This is a genomic window from Christiangramia sp., assembly GCF_029937855.1.
Classification (GTDB): Bacteria; Bacteroidota; Bacteroidia; order Flavobacteriales; family Flavobacteriaceae; genus Christiangramia.
Genome location: NZ_JAPYPC010000039.1, coordinates 1 through 16966, shown reverse-complemented (window position 1 = coordinate 16966; position 16966 = coordinate 1). Strand labels below are relative to the sequence as shown.

Sequence of the window (16966 nt, the reverse complement as noted above, 5' to 3'; positions counted from 1 at the left end):
ATCACAGCACCTTATCCAGTGTAAAGGGCAACTCCCTTACCCGCTTTCCGGTTGCGTTATATAAGGCATTGGAAATGGCAGAAGCTACCCCAACAATTCCTAGTTCGCCCAGACCTTTAGCACCTAACGGGTTTACGATATCATCCTGCTCTTCCACAAAGATTACGTCAATTTCCTGTACATCTGCATGAACAGCCACATGATATTCGGCTAAATTGGCATTCATAATTCTACCATTTCGGCTATCCATCATTCCTTCTTCTTCAAGAGCCATTCCTATTCCCCAGGCAACTCCCCCTATGATCTGGCTTTCCGCAGTTTTAGGATTTAAGATCTTTCCCCCGGCAATCGCATTCACCACTCTGGGAACGCTGATCATCCCGGTATCTTCATCTACATGAACCTCAACCATAACACAGGAATGGGAATAGCAGGAATAATTGCTTCTGTCATCTTCAGGTTCAGAATTCACTTCTACTTCAATAGACTTTTTCCCGGCAGCTTTTATAATCTCTACATAAGGAATTGCGGTACTATTACCGACTGATATTTCTCCATTACTGAATACAGCATTCTCGATGAGCTTATTTTCAAAAATATCCGTATTTGTTTGAGCGGCCATGGCAAAAATCGTTTCCTGTAATTTTGAACAAACCAGTTTAACGGCAGATCCTACTGAAGAAGCTGTCCAGGAACCTCCTTCTATAGGGGCCTCAGGAAGGGTAGAATCTCCTAATTTAAATTCAACATTTTCCAATGATATTCCCAGCATTTCCGCAGCTATCTGGGACATAATAGTGTAAGTACCCGTGCCAATATCTGCAGTACCGGAACTTACCGTAAGTTTACCTCCCGCAGTGAGTATAGCTTTGGCGGAAGATTTTTGCTGCATGGCCTCCCAAACTCCCGTAGCCATTCCATATCCTACCAATTTATTTCCCTGTTTATTGCTACGCGGCTCCGGTTTTCTATTTTGCCATCCAAACTTTTCGGCAGCTCTCTGGTAACATGCCTTTAATTCTTTACTTGAAAATGGTTTATTTTCATTCTGATCTTTTTCAGCATAATTGATCAGCCTTAATTCCAAAGGATCTATTCCGGTTTCTATCGCCAGTTCATCCATGGCACATTCCAGCGCAAAAATTCCTGTTGAACCACCCGGAGCACGCATATCCATTGGAGTGTAAACATCCAAAGGCACTAACTGGTAATCCAGCTTTACATTTTCGCACTCATACATTAAACCGGACCAATCGACTATAGTTTCATTAAACTTCTCAAATTTGGAGGTTTCAGAAAAAGCTTCATGCTGAATAGAGGTCAATTTTCCCGTTTTATCTGCGGAAAGTTTTACACGTTGCAGGCAGGCGGGCCGGTGTCCGAAAGTAAACATCTGCGTTCTGGTCATTACTACTTTCACCGGAAGCTTAAGTGCTTTTGAAGCCATAGCCGCAAAAAATAACTGGTATTGCGGGCGCAGACCAGAGCCAAAAGCCCCTCCAATAAAAGGGGAGATCACCCTTACTTTTTCTTTTTCAAGATTGAAAATTCCAGCAATATATCCCTGGCTACTGCTCACCCCCTGGATTTTGTCATAAATGCTGAAGCTCCCCTCCTCTTCATTCCAGGAAGCCACAGAAGCGAAAGGTTCCATAGGATTATGGTATTCCCTTGGCTGATAATATTCCGCTTCTATTTTAGATTCTGAATCTTCAAAAGCATCTTCGGCATTTCCCCTTGGCTCCGCCGGGTCGGGCACATCTTCATGAGTAGCCTGTTCAAGATTCTTCTTAAGATCAACCTCGCCGTGATCCTCTTCTTCATATTCTACCTCAACCAGGCCGGCTGCAAAAGCCGCCGTTTCAAAAGTATCTGCGACGATTAAAGCTATTGGTTGCCCGTTATAAAGGATCTTATCATCATATAACGGACGGAACGGACTTCCCGGCGGCGAAAGCGGATCTGTATAATCTGAATCTATCTTTACTTCCAACGGTACATTCTCGTGCGTGAATATTTCCCGTACCCCAGGAACTTTAAGCGCTTTCTCTCTATGTATTGACGTGATCTTTCCTTTTGCGATCCTGCTGTTGATCACATACCCATGCACCAGATCTGCCGGGTTAAATTCTGCGATATATGGCGCCTGCCCGGTAACTTTCTTTATTCCGTCAACCCTTCGGGTAGATTTTCCTATATAATTTGTACCTGCTATCATGTTATTTTTCAATTGCTTCAGTTAATGCCCTTACGATGGTCTTTTTTGCCAGCGGTATTTTAAAATCATTATCGCCATATCCGGTAGCTCCCTCGATAAGTTTTTCAGCAAGTGCTTCAAAATTTTCCCTGCTGGCTTTTTTACCATAATATTCTTTTTCAACTTCCGGTTTTCTCCAGGGTTTATGAGCTACTCCTCCCAGGGCAATACGAATATCGGTTATTTCTTCCCCGTCCAGTTCCAACGCAGCAGCTACTGAAACCAGGGCAAAGGCATACGATGGCCTGTCCCGGACTTTTATATAAGCATAATGTTCTGGAAATCCTTTTTTGGGGAGTTCAATACCCGTGATCAATTCTCCATCTTTTAAATTGGTCTCTATATGCGGCGTATCTCCAGGAAGACGATGAAATTCAAGAATCGGAATGCTGCGATGTCCTTCTTCCTCACCAGTAACTTTAACTGTCGCATCCAGGGCAGCCAAAGCAACTGCCATATCTGAAGGGTGTGAGGCGATGCAATGTTCGCTTTCTCCTAAAATAGCATGAATACGGTTGAAACCTTCAAGAGCTGAGCAACCGCTTCCCGGTTCGCGCTTATTACAGGGTGTGGAAGTATCATAAAAATAATAACAGCGGGTGCGCTGAAGAAGATTACCGCCGTTTGTCGCCATATTACGCAATTGGGTGGATGCTGCAGCCAGCATAGCTTTAGAAAGCAGTGGATATCGCTGCTCTACTTCCTCATGATAGGCCGTATCTGCATTGGTAACGGTAGCTCCCAATAACAAACCACCAACTTCAGTAGACTCTATTTTAGAGAGTTTTAGTTCATTTATATCAATTAGATGATCGGGATTTTCCACGCGGTACTTCATAAGATCCAGCAAATTGGTGCCACCTCCTATAAATTTCACTTTTCCCTGTTTGTTATTTGCCTTCTTTATTGCTCCTTCTATATTTTCTGCCCGGGTAAAAGAAATATTGTTCATAGCTTGATTTTTAAATTGAAGTAGTTCCTTCGGTTCCTTTTTCTTTCATTTCTTCCACCACTTTATAGATGTTCGCATAAGCCCCGCACCTGCAAATATTACCGCTCATAAGATCCCTTATTTCTTCAGGAGTATTGCCTTTCTTCATATTCAGCAAACCAACCGTAGCGCAAATTTGCCCCGGGGTGCAATAGCCGCACTGGAAGGCGTCATGTTCTATAAAAGCATCCTGAACAGGATGTAAATTCTCACCATTGGCAAGGCCCTCGATAGTTGTAATTTCTTTGTTGGTTTGCATCGCTGCCAATGTAAAACAGGAATTTATATGTTTACCATTTACCAGCACTGTACAGGCCCCACACTGACCATGATCGCAGCCCTTTTTTGTACCGGTTAATTGCAGGTGTTCACGAAGCGCATCGAGCAAGGTAGTCCATGCAGAAATATCTAATTCTACCGTTTCTCCATTTATATTAAGTTCTAAAGGAATTGTTTCAGGATGTTTTGGTACTTCCATTGTGGCTGGTTTTATGAGTCTGAATAAAATTGTTTGTGAAATGATTTCAGTCTGAATTTAAGAATTATTCCAGCCTTTAAATGACAATTAAAACACCTTAGTATTTTTTTATGATACTTTAAGAGGTTATTTGTTAGATAGTTAATCCTATTCTATTAGATGGAGAAGTAGGTTTTTTTGGTCAGTTCCGGCATGGTACAATTAAAAGTAGAATACAAAACGCAATAAAAACCCGTAATACAAATCGCCGAATAATAAAATAGTGTTCTCTCTAATTTCAAATAAAAATTTAGTTAGCTTTGTAAAATAACAGCACGGGGTGCCTTAAATAAAGGCTGAGAATAAACCCGAAACCTGATTTGGATAATGCCAACGTAGGGATGCACAATTGAACTGGGATTTTTTTCTGGTTTTCTCTTCACAGGATTTTCCAAATACTTTTTAGTTTAAAAAAATGTACGATGGAAATAGAAAGATCAAGTCATGATTTAATTCCCCAAAAACAGCAAAACTGGCAAAACAGGGAGGAATGGTTCTTTAACCGGGAGCATACCGATACTTACGAACAATGGTATGAAGGTCCCTACAAACGGGCTGAAGTTTGGCAAAAAAAGATAATGGAAAACCTGGTTGGTAAAGACCAGAGAGTAAAGACTTTATTAGAATTTGGCTGCGGAACTACCCGGTTTACGCGATGGTGGCAGGAAATTGGAATTGAAGCTACGGGAGGTGATATCTCACCCTTTATGCTTTCACAGGCACTTCATCTTTTCGAGGGGGACCTGGTGATGGCAGATTCACACCACATGCCTTTCAAAGATCATTCGTTTGATGCCCTGGCATTTGTAACCACTTTTGAATATTATAAAGACCCTGTAAAGGTTATCCAGGAAGCAGCGCGGGTAGGAAAATATGGTATTGTCATGGGAATGATGAATCGTAATTCTCCTAAAGTAGTTAGAAGAAGAATTCAACAGGTTTTTGGCAGAAACCCCTTTTATATCACAGCTACATTTTATACTCCTGAAAAGTTAATCTCTATCATTGATAAAGCGCTACAGGGCAGGGATTATTCTATAGAATGGAAATGTACGGGATTACCTAACTGGTTTCCGGTACAGCAATGGAATGTGCCAGTAGGCGACTTTTTTGGTTTATATGTGAAATTTCATGACATACAAAATGAGTAAAGCCTCAGGAAAAATAGATCCCGATTTTTTTAAGAAAATCATTAGCAAAAAAACTGGTTTTAGGAGAAAAGAGGTTACGACCGGTCCTGAATTTGGAGTTGACGTATCTGTAGTGGACCTTCCTTCAGGCATGGCTATGGTATCCACCAGTGATCCCCTTTCTTTAATTCCTACTTTAGGCTTGAAGGAATCGGCATGGTTATCTATACAGCTAATGGTGAACGATATGGCCACCACCGGTTTTGCACCGATGTACGGCCAGTTTGTACTAAACCTTCCCAAAAACTTTTCTGATAGAGAATTTCAGGAATACTGGAATTATATCGATGAATTTTGTAATTCCGCCGGAATTGGTATAACCGGTGGTCACACCGGGTTTATTGAAGGCCAAAATTCCACTATCGCCGGTGGGGGAACTTTAACGAGTATAATAAAGAAAGACAAAATAAAGCTATCAAAAAATGCTAAGGAAGGTGATGTGATCCTGGTGACAAAATCATGTGCAATTTCGTCTTCAGCAATTTTAGCCATGAGCTTTCCGCAAACTGTTCAGAATAAAGCGGGAATGGAAAATTACCAGCGGGCATGTGACAGTTTTTATAACACCAGTAGCTTAAAAGATGCTATGATCGCAATGGCTAGTATTGAATCTCATGAAGAGATAACAGCTATGCATGATGTAACTGAAGGTGGCGTTTTAGGAGCTATTTATGAACTGGCAACTGCTTCTAATAAGGGAGCTATTATTTATGATAATAAGCTTCCGGTAAAAGAACTTCAGAAAGCAGTGTGTTCAATATTCTCTTTAGATCCTAAATATTGCATTGGAGCGGGATCTATGATAATTACCTGTAAAGAAGGAAGCGAACAGCAAATTGTAGAGGCTTTGAATAAAGAAGATATCACCTGTTCCTGCGTGGGTAAAATCATCAGGAAAGAAGAAGGTGTTAATCTGGAAGAAAATAAGGAACTACACAAATTAAGTTATGTAGAAAATGATCCTTATTGGGAAGCTTATTTTAACGCATGGAAGGCAGGATGGAAATAGTAAAGAACAGAGAAAAAGGGATTTATTTAATTATTGATCCATCATGGGAAGAGAACTTATTACTACCCCAAATTAGGCAGATAGTACAGGAGGAAATCGTCGCCATTCAAATCTGGGATAACTTTAAAGATGAACAGCAATTCCTTCCGCTTATTGATAAAATTTGCGAAATATCGCATGCCCAACATATTCCTGTAATAATTAATAATCATTGGAAGCTTCTGGAATGTACCCGGTTAGATGGAGTTCATTTTGACAGTATTCCGAAAAACTGGAATAAGATAAAAGATAAGTTTTTGGAAGCTCATATAATCGGGTTAACCTGCAATAACGATCTTTCAGATTTGAAATGGGCCGAGAAGAATCAACTTAATTATGTTTCTTTTTGCTCTGTTTTTCCTTCAAAAACCAGTAATAGCTGTGAGCTTGTAAATTTTGAAACCATTGAGAAAGCAAAAGAGCAGTATTCTTTACCTGTATTTCTGGCAGGAGGTATAAGTCATGAAAATCTTCCTCTGTTGAGTCACCTGTATTTTGATGGAATTGCCATGGTTTCGGGTATTATGAGTGCTAAAAAGCCTCAGGAAGCAATTCAGAAATATAGAACAATATTAAACCAATAAAGATGCATAAAAAAACGATACAAAAACTTTGCTGTCCATTTGATAAGGCAGATATCGAATTGACAATTATTACAACCGATATGGATGAACATATCCTGGAAGGCATCCTTACCTGTACAAATTGTCAAAGAATTTACCCTATAGTTAGTGGCATTCCTATAATGAATCCCGATGAATACCGGGAGTTTGAAATGGAAAAACCCTTGCTGGAAAAATGGGAAAAGCATCTTAAAGGTAAATCGGTTGAAAATTTTAAATTAGTGGCGAAAGCAGAACTGGAATAAACAAAAATTATTAATCTGGTATACTGGATAGTATCTGCTTCAAAAGCTTTAAAAAATAATTACATTAAAATATATAAGAAGAAGATATTTATAAATGGACAAAGGGAACAACAATGAAAAATCATTAACTGTTCCCTTTGATTATCATAATTTCTGACTAGCATTACCTACTCAGTCAACGAGTATATTCTCAGCTCAACTAAATGGAGCACCCCGTTATGATATTATAAATTTAAAAAAGATTCGGATAAAAATGAGAGCTGGAATAGGCTTTATAAATAGTTTAACCTTTAAGTTAAAATTCTTTAAAAATTCCGGCGAATTATCCCTCCTTTTTGAAGCTGATACCACTCCCCTGCATTTTTTGCAAGAGCAGAATCTGGCATACGAAGGATACTACGAGATAAATAAAATCAGGTTTCAAAATGGTACTTCTAATATTGGCGAATATATCATCAGCAAAAATTATATGAACCGTCAACCCTTAATTTAGGCTCTTCACTGCCCGGTTGCTTTCTTTCAATATTTGAGCAAAATTCGGCACGTAATTTTTAATATAAATTCCACGAACCCAATCAGAAACTTTCTCTTTAACCTGGTGATGTTTTATCAAAAATCATCAGTTGTTCTTTATTCATTAAGGCTCTTTTCAATAGCCTTTAGAACCAGAGGTTCCATAACTTTATATCCGGCATCTGTAGGATGCACTCCATCATTGGCGTATATCTTTTTCATTCCTTTACGTGAATCTGAAAGATGATTAAAATAATCCAGATAAGTATGTCCATTTTTTGTGGCATAATCTTTCATCCAGTCATTAATCTTCATAATCTTAGAAACAGGCTCAAGACCAGGCCGCCATGGATAATCATAGACCGGAAGGATCGAACTTAGAATAACCTTGATATTATTTTGCTCTGCCAATTGTGCCATTGCCTTAATATTATCGGTGATCATTTTTGTAGAAGAAAAACCGGTATTCCCAGCTATATCATTGGTTCCTGCAAGTATGACCACAATCTTTGGTTTTAGATCAATTACATCGGGAGTAAAACGTATAAGCATTTGAGGAGTGGTTTGCCCACCAATGCCACGGCCCAGAAAATTATGACTTTTAAAAAATTCCGGATGCATATTCGCCCACCCCTCAGTAATGGAATTTCCCATAAAAACCACATCAGGAAAATCACCTTTTTCAATGACCTCTTTATTTAAATCTCTATACTTTGCAAGTTCAGCCCAGTCCTGACGCATTAATTCCTTATATTTTTCAGTTTGAGAATGGCCGAAGTTAATTATAAAAAATAGAAATAAAAGAAGGGGATACTTTCTCATAGCAACTTGTTTATGCGGTTCAGTTAATAAAATACTCAGAAAAATAATAAGAATTTTAAAAGATTGTCCTGTTAGTTATAAAGTGATTAAAGGCTGTAATCCTTCCAGTCTTCAATATCATTCCTTTCTTTAATATCATTCCTTTCTTTCAATCACTTTTATCTGTTATCATCTTCCTCATTGGTCTCATTCTTAGAAAATTCCAAACTTATTTTGCTAATCAGTTAGCTAAGTTCAGGTCTAAATTCTTATTTCTAAAAGGGAAGCGCTCCAGTCTCTTTAACCGGACATGAATGAATTAGAATATAAACTAAATCGATGGTTTCCAACCCGGTGCGTAATCTCTAGACCAGAATTTCATTACCTCATCATCCAGAACACGTCCGTTTTTTTCGTCTACCGAAAATTCCTTTCCAGAACGGTAAGCCATATTTGCATAATGCACCATCGCCATAGAAATGCTGGCATCATCGATTGGCGCCGAAAGATTTGCTTTTCCACAAATGGCGTCAAAGAAATTTACCATATGCGCAGTGGTCATATCTCCGCCACCACCTAATGCTGTTCCTGCTTCATTAGATACCGATTTTGTATCTCGTATCACTTTGCCGCTTCTGTCATACAACACATACTTTTCGCGGTCTACAAAAACGCTACCCTCACTACCGTAGACTATCGTTCCGCGGCCAGCACCATAAGTAGGATAAGCATTTCGGCTTTTCCCATCCCACTGGATAATTTTATCTTCTGAAAATTGAAAGGTCGCTTGCATACTGTCATACATTTCCCAGCCGTCTTTCAGAAAATGCCTTTTTTCGGCTTCTACCTGGACTTGCTTCGGAAAATTTACTCCCAGCGCCCAGCGTGCAACATCCATTTCATGTGTTCCATTATTTCCTGCTTCTGCCGTTCCATAATCCCAGCCGTACCAATGCCAGTTATAATCCCAGGTTTCTTCAGTATATTGGCGGCGAGGTGCAGGTCCCTGAAAAAGATCCCAATCCAGGCCTTCCCGAACCGGAGCTTTTTTCTGAATAGGAACTTCTCCGCGGGAATTAGTATAAAAAGCAACGGCTTTGTACGGTGTTCCTATTATGCCATTATGGATTTCGTTAATTATCTCAATGGTATGATCTGAAGATCGTTGCTGGTTTCCCATTTGCACGTCTTTTTTATATTTTTTTGCCGCGGCTACCAACTGCTCATTTTCCCACATATTATGGCTGCAGGGTTTTTCAACATAGACATTTTTGCCTGCCTTAAGAGCCATTATCGATCCTGGAGTATGCCAGTGATCTGGAGTAGCGTTGATCAAAATATCCACATCATTATCATCCAGTACTTTCCTAATATCGTTCTCGAGCTTCGGCTTATAATCGATACGCTTTGAGAATTCTACCAGGGCATTCTCGCGCTGACTTTTCATCACATCACATAAATATGTCAGGCGAACATTAGATGATTCCATGGAAACAGGTTCATAATAACCGCCTAACCTTCTTCCTAATCCCGCGATTGCCACATTCAATCTCTCATTTGCGCCAATAATTCTCCGGTAACTGCTAGCGGTCATCCCCATTGCTGAACTTCCCGCAACCAAAGCTGCACTTCCTAAAACCGTTTTTGTTATAAAATCTCGTCTTGTAGTCATAATATAAAAATTAAAGCGGTTTTATTTTAATATTTCTGAAGGCCACACGGTTTCCATGATCCTGCAACAGAATTCTCCCTTTTTCAAGCTCTCCGAATTTTGGCCATTTATCATACTTACTTTCTGAAACAAGTTTTCTGAATTTTTCAGAACCCCTTTCATATTCCAGAACCTTTACGCCATTCAGCCAATGCTCCACATGATTATCTTTGGAAATGATATGCGCGGTATTCCATTCTCCAATCGGATGTATTGGTTTGTCTGGATCGGCCTGGATAAGGTCGTACAGGGAAGCAACTGTCCTGCTGCCCTCATGGTTTCCCAATCTGGCATCGGGATGATTATCGTCATCCAGAATCTGGTATTCCAGGCCAATCGAAGAGCCCGGCCCTTTATTAATATCAGTATCCACATAATATTTAATTCCACTATTGGCGCCTTTGGTTATTTTGAAATCAACTTTTAGTTCAAAATCACCGTAAAGTGAATCGGTTACAATATCACCTCCGGCCGCCGATTCTTCCCCGCCACTAGCAAGAACGATAAGGTTTCCCTCCTCAATTAGCCATCCATTCTCAGGAAACTCGTCCAGCCTTGCTCCGTGCCATCCATCTGTAGTCTCGCCATCCCAAAGCATTTTCCAGCCATTATTGCTTTCATCTGTGGTGAGTTGATTTTTGGTAATTTTCGGTTTCAATGAAATCTCCATGCTGTATTTTGAAAGACTGTCAGTAAGGATCTTAATATTTTTCCACATGATTTGTTTGTCTGCTTCTTCGTCTTCGCCAATCGCATGAACCTGCAAAGCGATGAAACCTTCTAAAGTCTTATCATCAATCAAGTATGCCGCAGGCACCTCATTCACCCATGTTTTTATAGTGTCACCAATAGCCTCAATACGATAGTGATTCCACTCGTTCTGTTTAAATGCATTTTGTGCTTCTGAATCTTTTTCCAATGAATACAGCCAGCCTCTTCGGCCTTCATCATAAATTCCTCCACTCCAGGCCCTGTTTGAAGGATCTATCTCTACCTGGTAACCATGTACTCTGCCATTCTGATATTTCGGAAGACTATTACTGCGAATCTGTATCCCGGAATTCATCGAGGAACCGACCTTAAAATCTAATTCAAGGATAAAATTATTATACACTCTTTTAGTAGTCAAAAAAGAATTTGGAGTATCGTGAACTGTTGATCCCACGATCATTCCGTCTTTCACTTCATAGTTGGCTGCTCCGCCTTTCTGCTCCCAACCGTTAAGATCTTTTTCGTTAAATAAATAAACCCAGGGAACATCATCTTTCTCATCATTTTGGCAACTCGTCAAACAAGCGAGACTTAAAAGAAATAATAATAATCTTGAGTTAAGATTTTTCCTATCCATGGGCTCTGGTCTTTAATTTCCTATTAATATCAGCTTTTATTACTTCACAAGTAACTTCTTATTTTATTTACTGCTCATCCAGAATTTTAATTCACCACCTTTATTTATATCATCATGTCGAATAAGAGGCTTCTTCAATTCCTTTCCATTCAACTCCACTTTTCTAATATAAACGTTTTTATCGGACTGGTTTTCAGAAATTGTAATGAACGTAATGCTGTTCTCAGTACCACCTTTGCGTATCCTATTGCTGGACTGCCTAACGCAAACTCTACAGAGCCCGGTGCCAATGGGGCAAAAGCCTAAAGTAATGAAAATGTACCAGGCACTCATTTGTCCGAAATCATCATTTCCGCTAAGACCCTCAGCTCCGATTTTATATTTCGTATCGAGGATCATCCTGATCTTATCCTGAGATTTCCAGGGAGAATTTGTCCGGTTACATAAATAAGCTACATGCTGTGAAGGTTTATCCGTGAACATTTTCCTATAATCCCTTCTCTTAAAATTCGCTCGCAGCATTTCTGCAAAATGCCGCTTCACTGCAAATCACGACGAATAAGAACAATAGGGGCTATCAATAATATGTATATTTAACCTTCAAAGCAATAAAGATCTAAACCGACAAAATTGAATCTAGAATCCCCCCTACTATCCTTATTCGCGACCGTTGGCAATAATTTAATATTTTTAACTATGAACAAATTTCTATTCATTACTCTCATTTTATTTTCTGCTGTAAATGCTCAAACAGGACAAAACTTAGAATTAGATCAATCAAATGAATTGACTATTCCGAAAGAAAATCAAATTAAAATTGAAATAAAAATGGGAGTTGAAAATGAGGACTTACAAACTTATTTTGATTTTGATAATATAATGCAATCAAAATTTAAAATTTCAGGTGCGACAGTAAAAAATAAAGCTTTCGTAATAAAATTAAAAGAATTTAAAGACGGGAATTTATCCAAAACAGAAACCCTATTCGATGAAGGAAATAACAAATATTTCAAAACCGACTCAACAACTATATCGTTCAAACTTTTAACTCAAATAGGGAAGAAAAACTTAAAAACCTGGATTAGAGGTAAAAGCTTTGGTAGCAAGAAATCGTATTTTGAATTAGAAGACCAAAATAAAGATCGGTATGTAACAAAAGATTTTATTGGAGGAAAAGAATATTTAATTGAAAATATTAATAAACCCTTTTATTTATTAGCAATTATTACTCCCTACATTACTGAAAGTGGTGCTGGTCAATATTGTCAAGTGGCATATTCAGGAATGAATCCAGAAAAGTTCGGAGAAAAATTTAATATTCCACATTATTTTCTAATTCAAATGGAATTCGTGGATTAAACTATTGCCAACAGCGGTTCATCGCCAGCAGGCGGTAGCGTTAGAAAGAAAATATTAACTTAACCAACAAACCTATACTTGGCCGACAAATCCCCATCTCTTACTCCGCCAACTGGGGATAACCGAGACCGCAACAAGCTATAAAAATCAGTCAGAATAATTTTCTGCCACATAATCCCCCAATTGGCAATAGATTGGATTAATGGAATTAAGGTTTTACCAAAGTCTATTAATGAATATTCCACTTTTAAGGGTGGTTTTGAGGTATATATCTTACGTTTAATCAATCCGTCTTCCTCCAGTGCCTTTAATTGTAAACTTAAAGTTCTTTCAGTAACAGTAGGCATTTCTTTCCTTAACAGGTAGTGGAGAAAAGCAAATGAAAATTATCCAGGATTATGGTGCTTCCTCCATTGATTACACAGCAGAGGATGTTGAATCTTACGTAAAGAAACATACAGATGGAAATGATTTTGATATTGTGTTCGACACTGTTGGCGGTGAAAACCTCAAAAATTCATTCGAAGCAGCGGCCTTGAATGCACAAATTTCTACAACAGTTTCATTACTGGAACTTGATCTATCACCGGTTCATTTTAAAGGTTTAACGCTTCATGTTGTGTTTATGCTCATTCCAATGATTCATAATTTTAAAAGAGAGAAGCACGGTGAAATTTTAAGTGAATTGACTAAAATCATAGAAGCTGGAGCAGTAAAGCCTTTACTTGATGAACAAAAATTTTCAATGGAAGAGGTTGGAGAAGCTTATGCACATCTTACAAGTGGAAAAGCTACTGGAAAAGTGGTGGTGGAAAACTAAATACTGAGAAATGAATTTAAGAATAACTCACATACCTATTGTCTTTTTATTATGCATATTAGTTTCTTGCAATCAAACTGAAAAGAATAATAATGATTCTGAAATCGATAACCTGAACCAGATAGAAAACCCAACTAATAAAGTGGTGCGAAGTTCAGAAGTTGAGTGGGAGAAACTTAACCCGGCAAGAGGAGATAAAAGTCCGCAGGCAGGTACCATTTGGGGTGATAGAAATGGTACCGAACCCACAGGGTTTTTGGCAAAGTTTACAGATGGTTTCTCCTCACCTCCACATATCCATAACGTTACATATAGGGCGGTAGTGATCAAAGGATCTATCCATAATGACGATCCCAACGCTGCAACTATGTGGATGAAACCGGGAAGTTTTTGGACCCAGCCCGTTGGTGGATCTCACATCACTTCAGCAAAAGGGGAAGAAAATATTGCACTGGTTGAAATTGATCATGGACCTTATTTGGTAAAACCTATTGAAGAAGCGTTTGACAATGGTGAACGTCCGGTCAATATAGATGCTTCCAATCTTGTTTGGTTAGGAAGCGACAAATCAACCTGGATCGATTCCAGGAGTGATGCGAAATTGAGCTTTCTATGGAAAAGTGATGAAAGCCAGGGTGTTTTTATAAAATTTCCGGCATCATACACCGGTAAATTGATAAGTAACGGAAGTGTTCTGCATGCCGTGGTTATTAAAGGGGAATTAAATTATGAATTGCCGCAAAGTCAGGAAACAAAACTTCTCGATCCAGGCAGCTATTTCAGCTCGACTGATAAGGCAGTTCATAGGATTAGGAATTCAACTCAAAAAGATGTAGTTATATACATAAGAACCAATGGGCAAATCAAAATTCAGTAAAGATGAAAACAATACTTATTACAGGAAGCACAGATGGTATCGGTAAAATGGCTGCGATTAAACTGGCAAAAGATGGACATGAAATATTACTTCACGGAAGAAATGAAAAAAAGCTACAAAAGTCTGTTTCTGAAGTAAAAGAACTTTCTGGTAATGATAACATACGGGGTTTTATAGCAGACTTTTCAGATTTCAGCAGTATAGATAGTTTAATAGCTGAAATTTCCGAAGAGATTGCATCAATTGATGTACTCATCAATAACGTAGGCATCTATAAAAACCCTGTTGAAACTACTGCAGATGATTTAGACATACGTTTTGCAGTTAACTATTTAGCCCCTTATCTATTAACTAACGGCCTTGTTTCATTATTGAATAGAGGCGACTCCCCCCGCGTGATCAATCTGAGTTCGGCAGCACAGGCTACGGTTTCCGTGAAAGCACTAAAGGGATATGAAACCTTATCTATGCAGGAAGCCTATGCTCAAAGCAAATTAGCCCTGACCATGTGGAGTTTTAATTTTGCCGAAACCTATCCGGAAATAACGACAATTGCGGTGAATCCTGGTTCGCTGTTAAATACAAAAATGGTAAAAGAAACCTATGGTCATCACTGGTCTCCGGCAGATAAGGGAGCTTCTATCCTATATGAAATTGCTTTATCTGAAAAGTACAAAAACAGCAGCGGTAAATATTATGATAATGACCAGGGCGGCTTTAATGAGGCACATAATGATGCTTACAACCAGAAAAAAATTGCAAATTTATTAGCTACGACAAAAAACATAGTAGATAATAATTGTAGTTAATCATGTTATGTTTGCTCTACTATCTAATTTTGAAATATGATAAAAGCTATAAGCATCTATTCAGATTTTGAATTGGAGCAGATAAATAATATAGGCAACTGAATCTTATAAAATTTTGAATTTGCTTAATTGAATTAAACTTAAATTATTAGATTTTTAATGAAAAAATGTGTTGCCAATAAACTATCGCAGCTTACAAATTAAAAGCACTAAATTTAGCTAGAGGATAATCTAAAAGCCGAGAGAACTGTAATTATATAAAACTTCAAGTATATGATTTTAAAAATTAATCTATTTCTATTTTTAGCATTTACCTCAACTATAATTGCACAAAATTCTTTACCTCAGGTTAGCAAAGGCAAAATTGAAAGAATTGAGAATTTTCAGTCAAAATATGTCACAGCAAGAAACATCGATGTTTGGTTGCCAGAAAAATACAGCTCTGATACCAAATATGCTGTTCTATATATGCATGATGGGCAAATGTTGTATGATGCTGAAAATTCCTGGAACAAACAAGCCTGGAACGTTGAGGAAGCAGCTTCAAAATTACTTGAATCAGATTCTGTAAAGCAATTTATAATAGTTGGAATTTGGAATGGGGGAAGTACAAGACATGCCGACTACTTTCCCCAAAAACCTTTTGAAACTCTTTCTGAGGTGGAAAAAGATACCGTTTCAAATCAGTTGAAAAATTCACATGTTGATATAGATAATGCCTTTAAACCTCTATCTGACAATTATTTAAAGTTTATAGTTGAAGAACTAAAACCTCATATAGATCAAAATTTTTCAGTTCATTCCGATATGGAAAACACTTTTATTGCTGGAAGTAGTATGGGCGGACTCATATCCATGTATGCTATCTGTGAATATCCAAACATTTTTGGAGGAGCCGCCTGTCTATCTACACATTGGCCTGGTACTTTTACACTAGATAACAACCCGGTTCCGCAATCATTTATGAACTATTTAGAACAGAATTTGCCAAATTTAAAAAATCATAAAATTTATTTTGATACCGGAGATCAAACTCTGGATAGTTTATATCCTGAAATTCAAAAACGAGTAGATAACATTTTAATTGAAAATGGATTTGACTCCAGTAATTGGAAAACCGAATACTTTCCAGGAGAAGGTCATAGTGAGAATGCCTGGTCAAAACGAATTCACCTTCCGTTGGAATTTTTACTGAAAAAATAACTTTTAGCAATAAGGGTTCATTTCAAATATCAGAGTTAATCGGGATGGTGTAATTGTGAAACTCAGAAAGAAACTGTATGTTCCCTCAAATCGCGTGATGGCGAACTGAATACATGATTCAATTTAAAGAGGTTCAAACTATATTAATCTTATCAATAATTATAAATTTTATCTAGATTCATTTATAGATTTCAATTCTTTGTGGTAGGCTTCAATTCTCGCATGTGCAGTTCCATCAACTAGTAAGATTACTATTAACATTGCAATGGTAGCGATACTAATTGCCCGCCAGATTGGGGTGTTAATAAATAGAATGACTAATGACGCGATAATAATTAGAATGGGAATTACCTTAAATACAATAGTGTATTCCTTTAGAGTACTTTCGGTACGTGCAATTTCCGACTGATAAAAGGCAGGTGTGTCCTTATTGAATGCTTTTTCAAATTGAATAATCCTTGATTTATTGGTATAAAATAAACCCAGGCCTATGGTCATCAGTAATAAACCTGCAACCAGAGTTGGTATGATATAGGCTTTTGCCAGATCTGTTTTTCCCAACTGCCAGAACACGATACTTGCGATTAAAAATAAAATGGGACACTATCCCGCAAAGTGTGTAAAGTTTAAATAACAGGGGTTGGACTTATTTAA

The 16966-nt window shown here is 38.0% G+C and carries 18 protein-coding genes, 1 pseudogene and 1 riboswitch; of the genes and pseudogenes, 10 read left to right on the top strand and 9 right to left on the bottom strand.

What is annotated here, in order from left to right; all coding sequences use genetic code 11:
* Window position 1 precedes the first annotated feature (1 nt).
* The 3 genes from Q1K34_RS16085 to Q1K34_RS16075 are packed head-to-tail and all read right to left on the bottom strand — an operon-like array spanning window position 2 to window position 3726.
* On the bottom strand, window positions 2–2230 hold the full coding sequence (locus Q1K34_RS16085; RefSeq protein ID WP_300441185.1) for a xanthine dehydrogenase family protein molybdopterin-binding subunit: 2229 nt from the start codon (window positions 2228–2230) through the stop codon (window positions 2–4).
* On the bottom strand, window positions 2220–3209 hold the full coding sequence (locus Q1K34_RS16080) for a xanthine dehydrogenase family protein subunit M (RefSeq protein ID WP_300441182.1): 990 nt from the start codon (window positions 3207–3209) through the stop codon (window positions 2220–2222). The genes Q1K34_RS16085 and Q1K34_RS16080 overlap by 11 nt, the downstream gene beginning before the upstream one ends.
* Before the next feature lie 10 nt (window positions 3210–3219).
* On the bottom strand, window positions 3220–3726 hold the full coding sequence (locus Q1K34_RS16075; protein ID WP_300441179.1) for a 2Fe-2S iron-sulfur cluster-binding protein: 507 nt from the start codon (window positions 3724–3726) through the stop codon (window positions 3220–3222).
* A gap of 305 nt (window positions 3727–4031) precedes the next feature.
* A riboswitch (TPP riboswitch) is annotated at window positions 4032–4124 on the top strand.
* Between the two features lie 63 nt (window positions 4125–4187).
* Between Q1K34_RS16075 and Q1K34_RS16070 the strand changes: the two genes are divergently transcribed.
* The 5 genes from Q1K34_RS16070 to Q1K34_RS16050 all read left to right on the top strand — a co-directional run bounded on the left by Q1K34_RS16070 (window position 4188) and on the right by Q1K34_RS16050 (window position 7364).
* A complete protein-coding gene (locus Q1K34_RS16070; RefSeq protein WP_300441176.1) occupies window positions 4188–4916 on the top strand; it encodes a class I SAM-dependent methyltransferase in 729 nt (242 codons plus the stop codon).
* A complete protein-coding gene (locus Q1K34_RS16065) occupies window positions 4909–5964 on the top strand; it encodes an AIR synthase-related protein (protein ID WP_300441174.1) in 1056 nt (351 codons plus the stop codon). The genes Q1K34_RS16070 and Q1K34_RS16065 overlap by 8 nt, the downstream gene beginning before the upstream one ends.
* Complete coding sequence (locus Q1K34_RS16060; RefSeq protein ID WP_300441171.1) at window positions 5943–6587, top strand: thiamine phosphate synthase; 645 nt, start codon at window positions 5943–5945, stop codon at window positions 6585–6587. Before Q1K34_RS16065 ends, Q1K34_RS16060 begins: the two co-directional genes overlap by 22 nt.
* 2 nt (window positions 6588–6589) lie before the next feature.
* Window positions 6590–6871: a Trm112 family protein gene (locus Q1K34_RS16055; protein ID WP_300441168.1), complete on the top strand. Its 282-nt coding sequence runs from the start codon at window positions 6590–6592 to the stop codon at window positions 6869–6871.
* Window positions 6872–7124: 253 nt separating this feature from the next.
* A complete protein-coding gene (locus tag Q1K34_RS16050; RefSeq protein WP_300441165.1) occupies window positions 7125–7364 on the top strand; it encodes a hypothetical protein in 240 nt (79 codons plus the stop codon).
* Between the two features lie 137 nt (window positions 7365–7501).
* Here Q1K34_RS16050 and Q1K34_RS16045 read toward each other — a convergent pair whose 3' ends face one another.
* The 4 genes from Q1K34_RS16045 to Q1K34_RS16030 all read right to left on the bottom strand — a co-directional run bounded on the left by Q1K34_RS16045 (window position 7502) and on the right by Q1K34_RS16030 (window position 11727).
* Complete coding sequence (locus Q1K34_RS16045; protein ID WP_300441162.1) at window positions 7502–8206, bottom strand: SGNH/GDSL hydrolase family protein; 705 nt, start codon at window positions 8204–8206, stop codon at window positions 7502–7504.
* A 310-nt stretch (window positions 8207–8516) separates the two neighbouring features.
* Window positions 8517–9857, bottom strand: coding sequence for a Gfo/Idh/MocA family oxidoreductase (locus Q1K34_RS16040; protein ID WP_300441159.1), 1341 nt, complete (start codon window positions 9855–9857; stop codon window positions 8517–8519).
* Between the two features lie 10 nt (window positions 9858–9867).
* A complete protein-coding gene (locus Q1K34_RS16035) occupies window positions 9868–11244 on the bottom strand; it encodes a DUF1080 domain-containing protein (RefSeq protein WP_300441156.1) in 1377 nt (458 codons plus the stop codon).
* Between the two features lie 63 nt (window positions 11245–11307).
* Window positions 11308–11727 (bottom strand): glycoside hydrolase domain-containing protein, encoded by a 420-nt coding sequence (locus Q1K34_RS16030; RefSeq protein ID WP_300441153.1) that lies wholly within the window; start codon window positions 11725–11727, stop codon window positions 11308–11310.
* Between the two features lie 213 nt (window positions 11728–11940).
* Here Q1K34_RS16030 and Q1K34_RS16025 point away from each other — a divergent pair, with 213 nt between their 5' ends.
* On the top strand, window positions 11941–12603 hold the full coding sequence (locus tag Q1K34_RS16025) for a hypothetical protein (protein WP_300441150.1): 663 nt from the start codon (window positions 11941–11943) through the stop codon (window positions 12601–12603).
* A gap of 59 nt (window positions 12604–12662) precedes the next feature.
* On the opposite strand, the pseudogene Q1K34_RS16020 reads toward Q1K34_RS16025, so the two are convergent.
* Window positions 12663–12962: pseudogene (locus tag Q1K34_RS16020) on the bottom strand (winged helix-turn-helix transcriptional regulator); the annotation flags it as partial.
* Window positions 12963–12982: 20 nt separating this feature from the next.
* On the opposite strand from Q1K34_RS16020, the gene Q1K34_RS16015 reads away from it, so the two are divergent.
* The 4 genes from Q1K34_RS16015 (at window position 12983) to Q1K34_RS16000 (ending at window position 16312) form a co-directional block, all read left to right on the top strand.
* Window positions 12983–13423: a zinc-binding dehydrogenase gene (locus tag Q1K34_RS16015; protein ID WP_300441147.1), complete on the top strand. Its 441-nt coding sequence runs from the start codon at window positions 12983–12985 to the stop codon at window positions 13421–13423.
* A gap of 10 nt (window positions 13424–13433) precedes the next feature.
* Entirely contained in the window at window positions 13434–14300 is an 867-nt protein-coding gene (locus Q1K34_RS16010) for a DUF4437 domain-containing protein (protein WP_300441144.1), read from the top strand.
* A 2-nt stretch (window positions 14301–14302) separates the two neighbouring features.
* Window positions 14303–15109: an SDR family NAD(P)-dependent oxidoreductase gene (locus Q1K34_RS16005; RefSeq protein ID WP_300441142.1), complete on the top strand. Its 807-nt coding sequence runs from the start codon at window positions 14303–14305 to the stop codon at window positions 15107–15109.
* Between the two features lie 273 nt (window positions 15110–15382).
* Window positions 15383–16312, top strand: a complete 930-nt coding sequence (locus Q1K34_RS16000; protein ID WP_300441139.1) for an alpha/beta hydrolase-fold protein — start codon at window positions 15383–15385, stop codon at window positions 16310–16312.
* A gap of 168 nt (window positions 16313–16480) precedes the next feature.
* Here Q1K34_RS16000 and Q1K34_RS15995 read toward each other — a convergent pair whose 3' ends face one another.
* Window positions 16481–16885 (bottom strand): hypothetical protein, encoded by a 405-nt coding sequence (locus Q1K34_RS15995; RefSeq protein WP_300441136.1) that lies wholly within the window; start codon window positions 16883–16885, stop codon window positions 16481–16483.
* Window positions 16886–16966 lie beyond the last annotated feature (81 nt).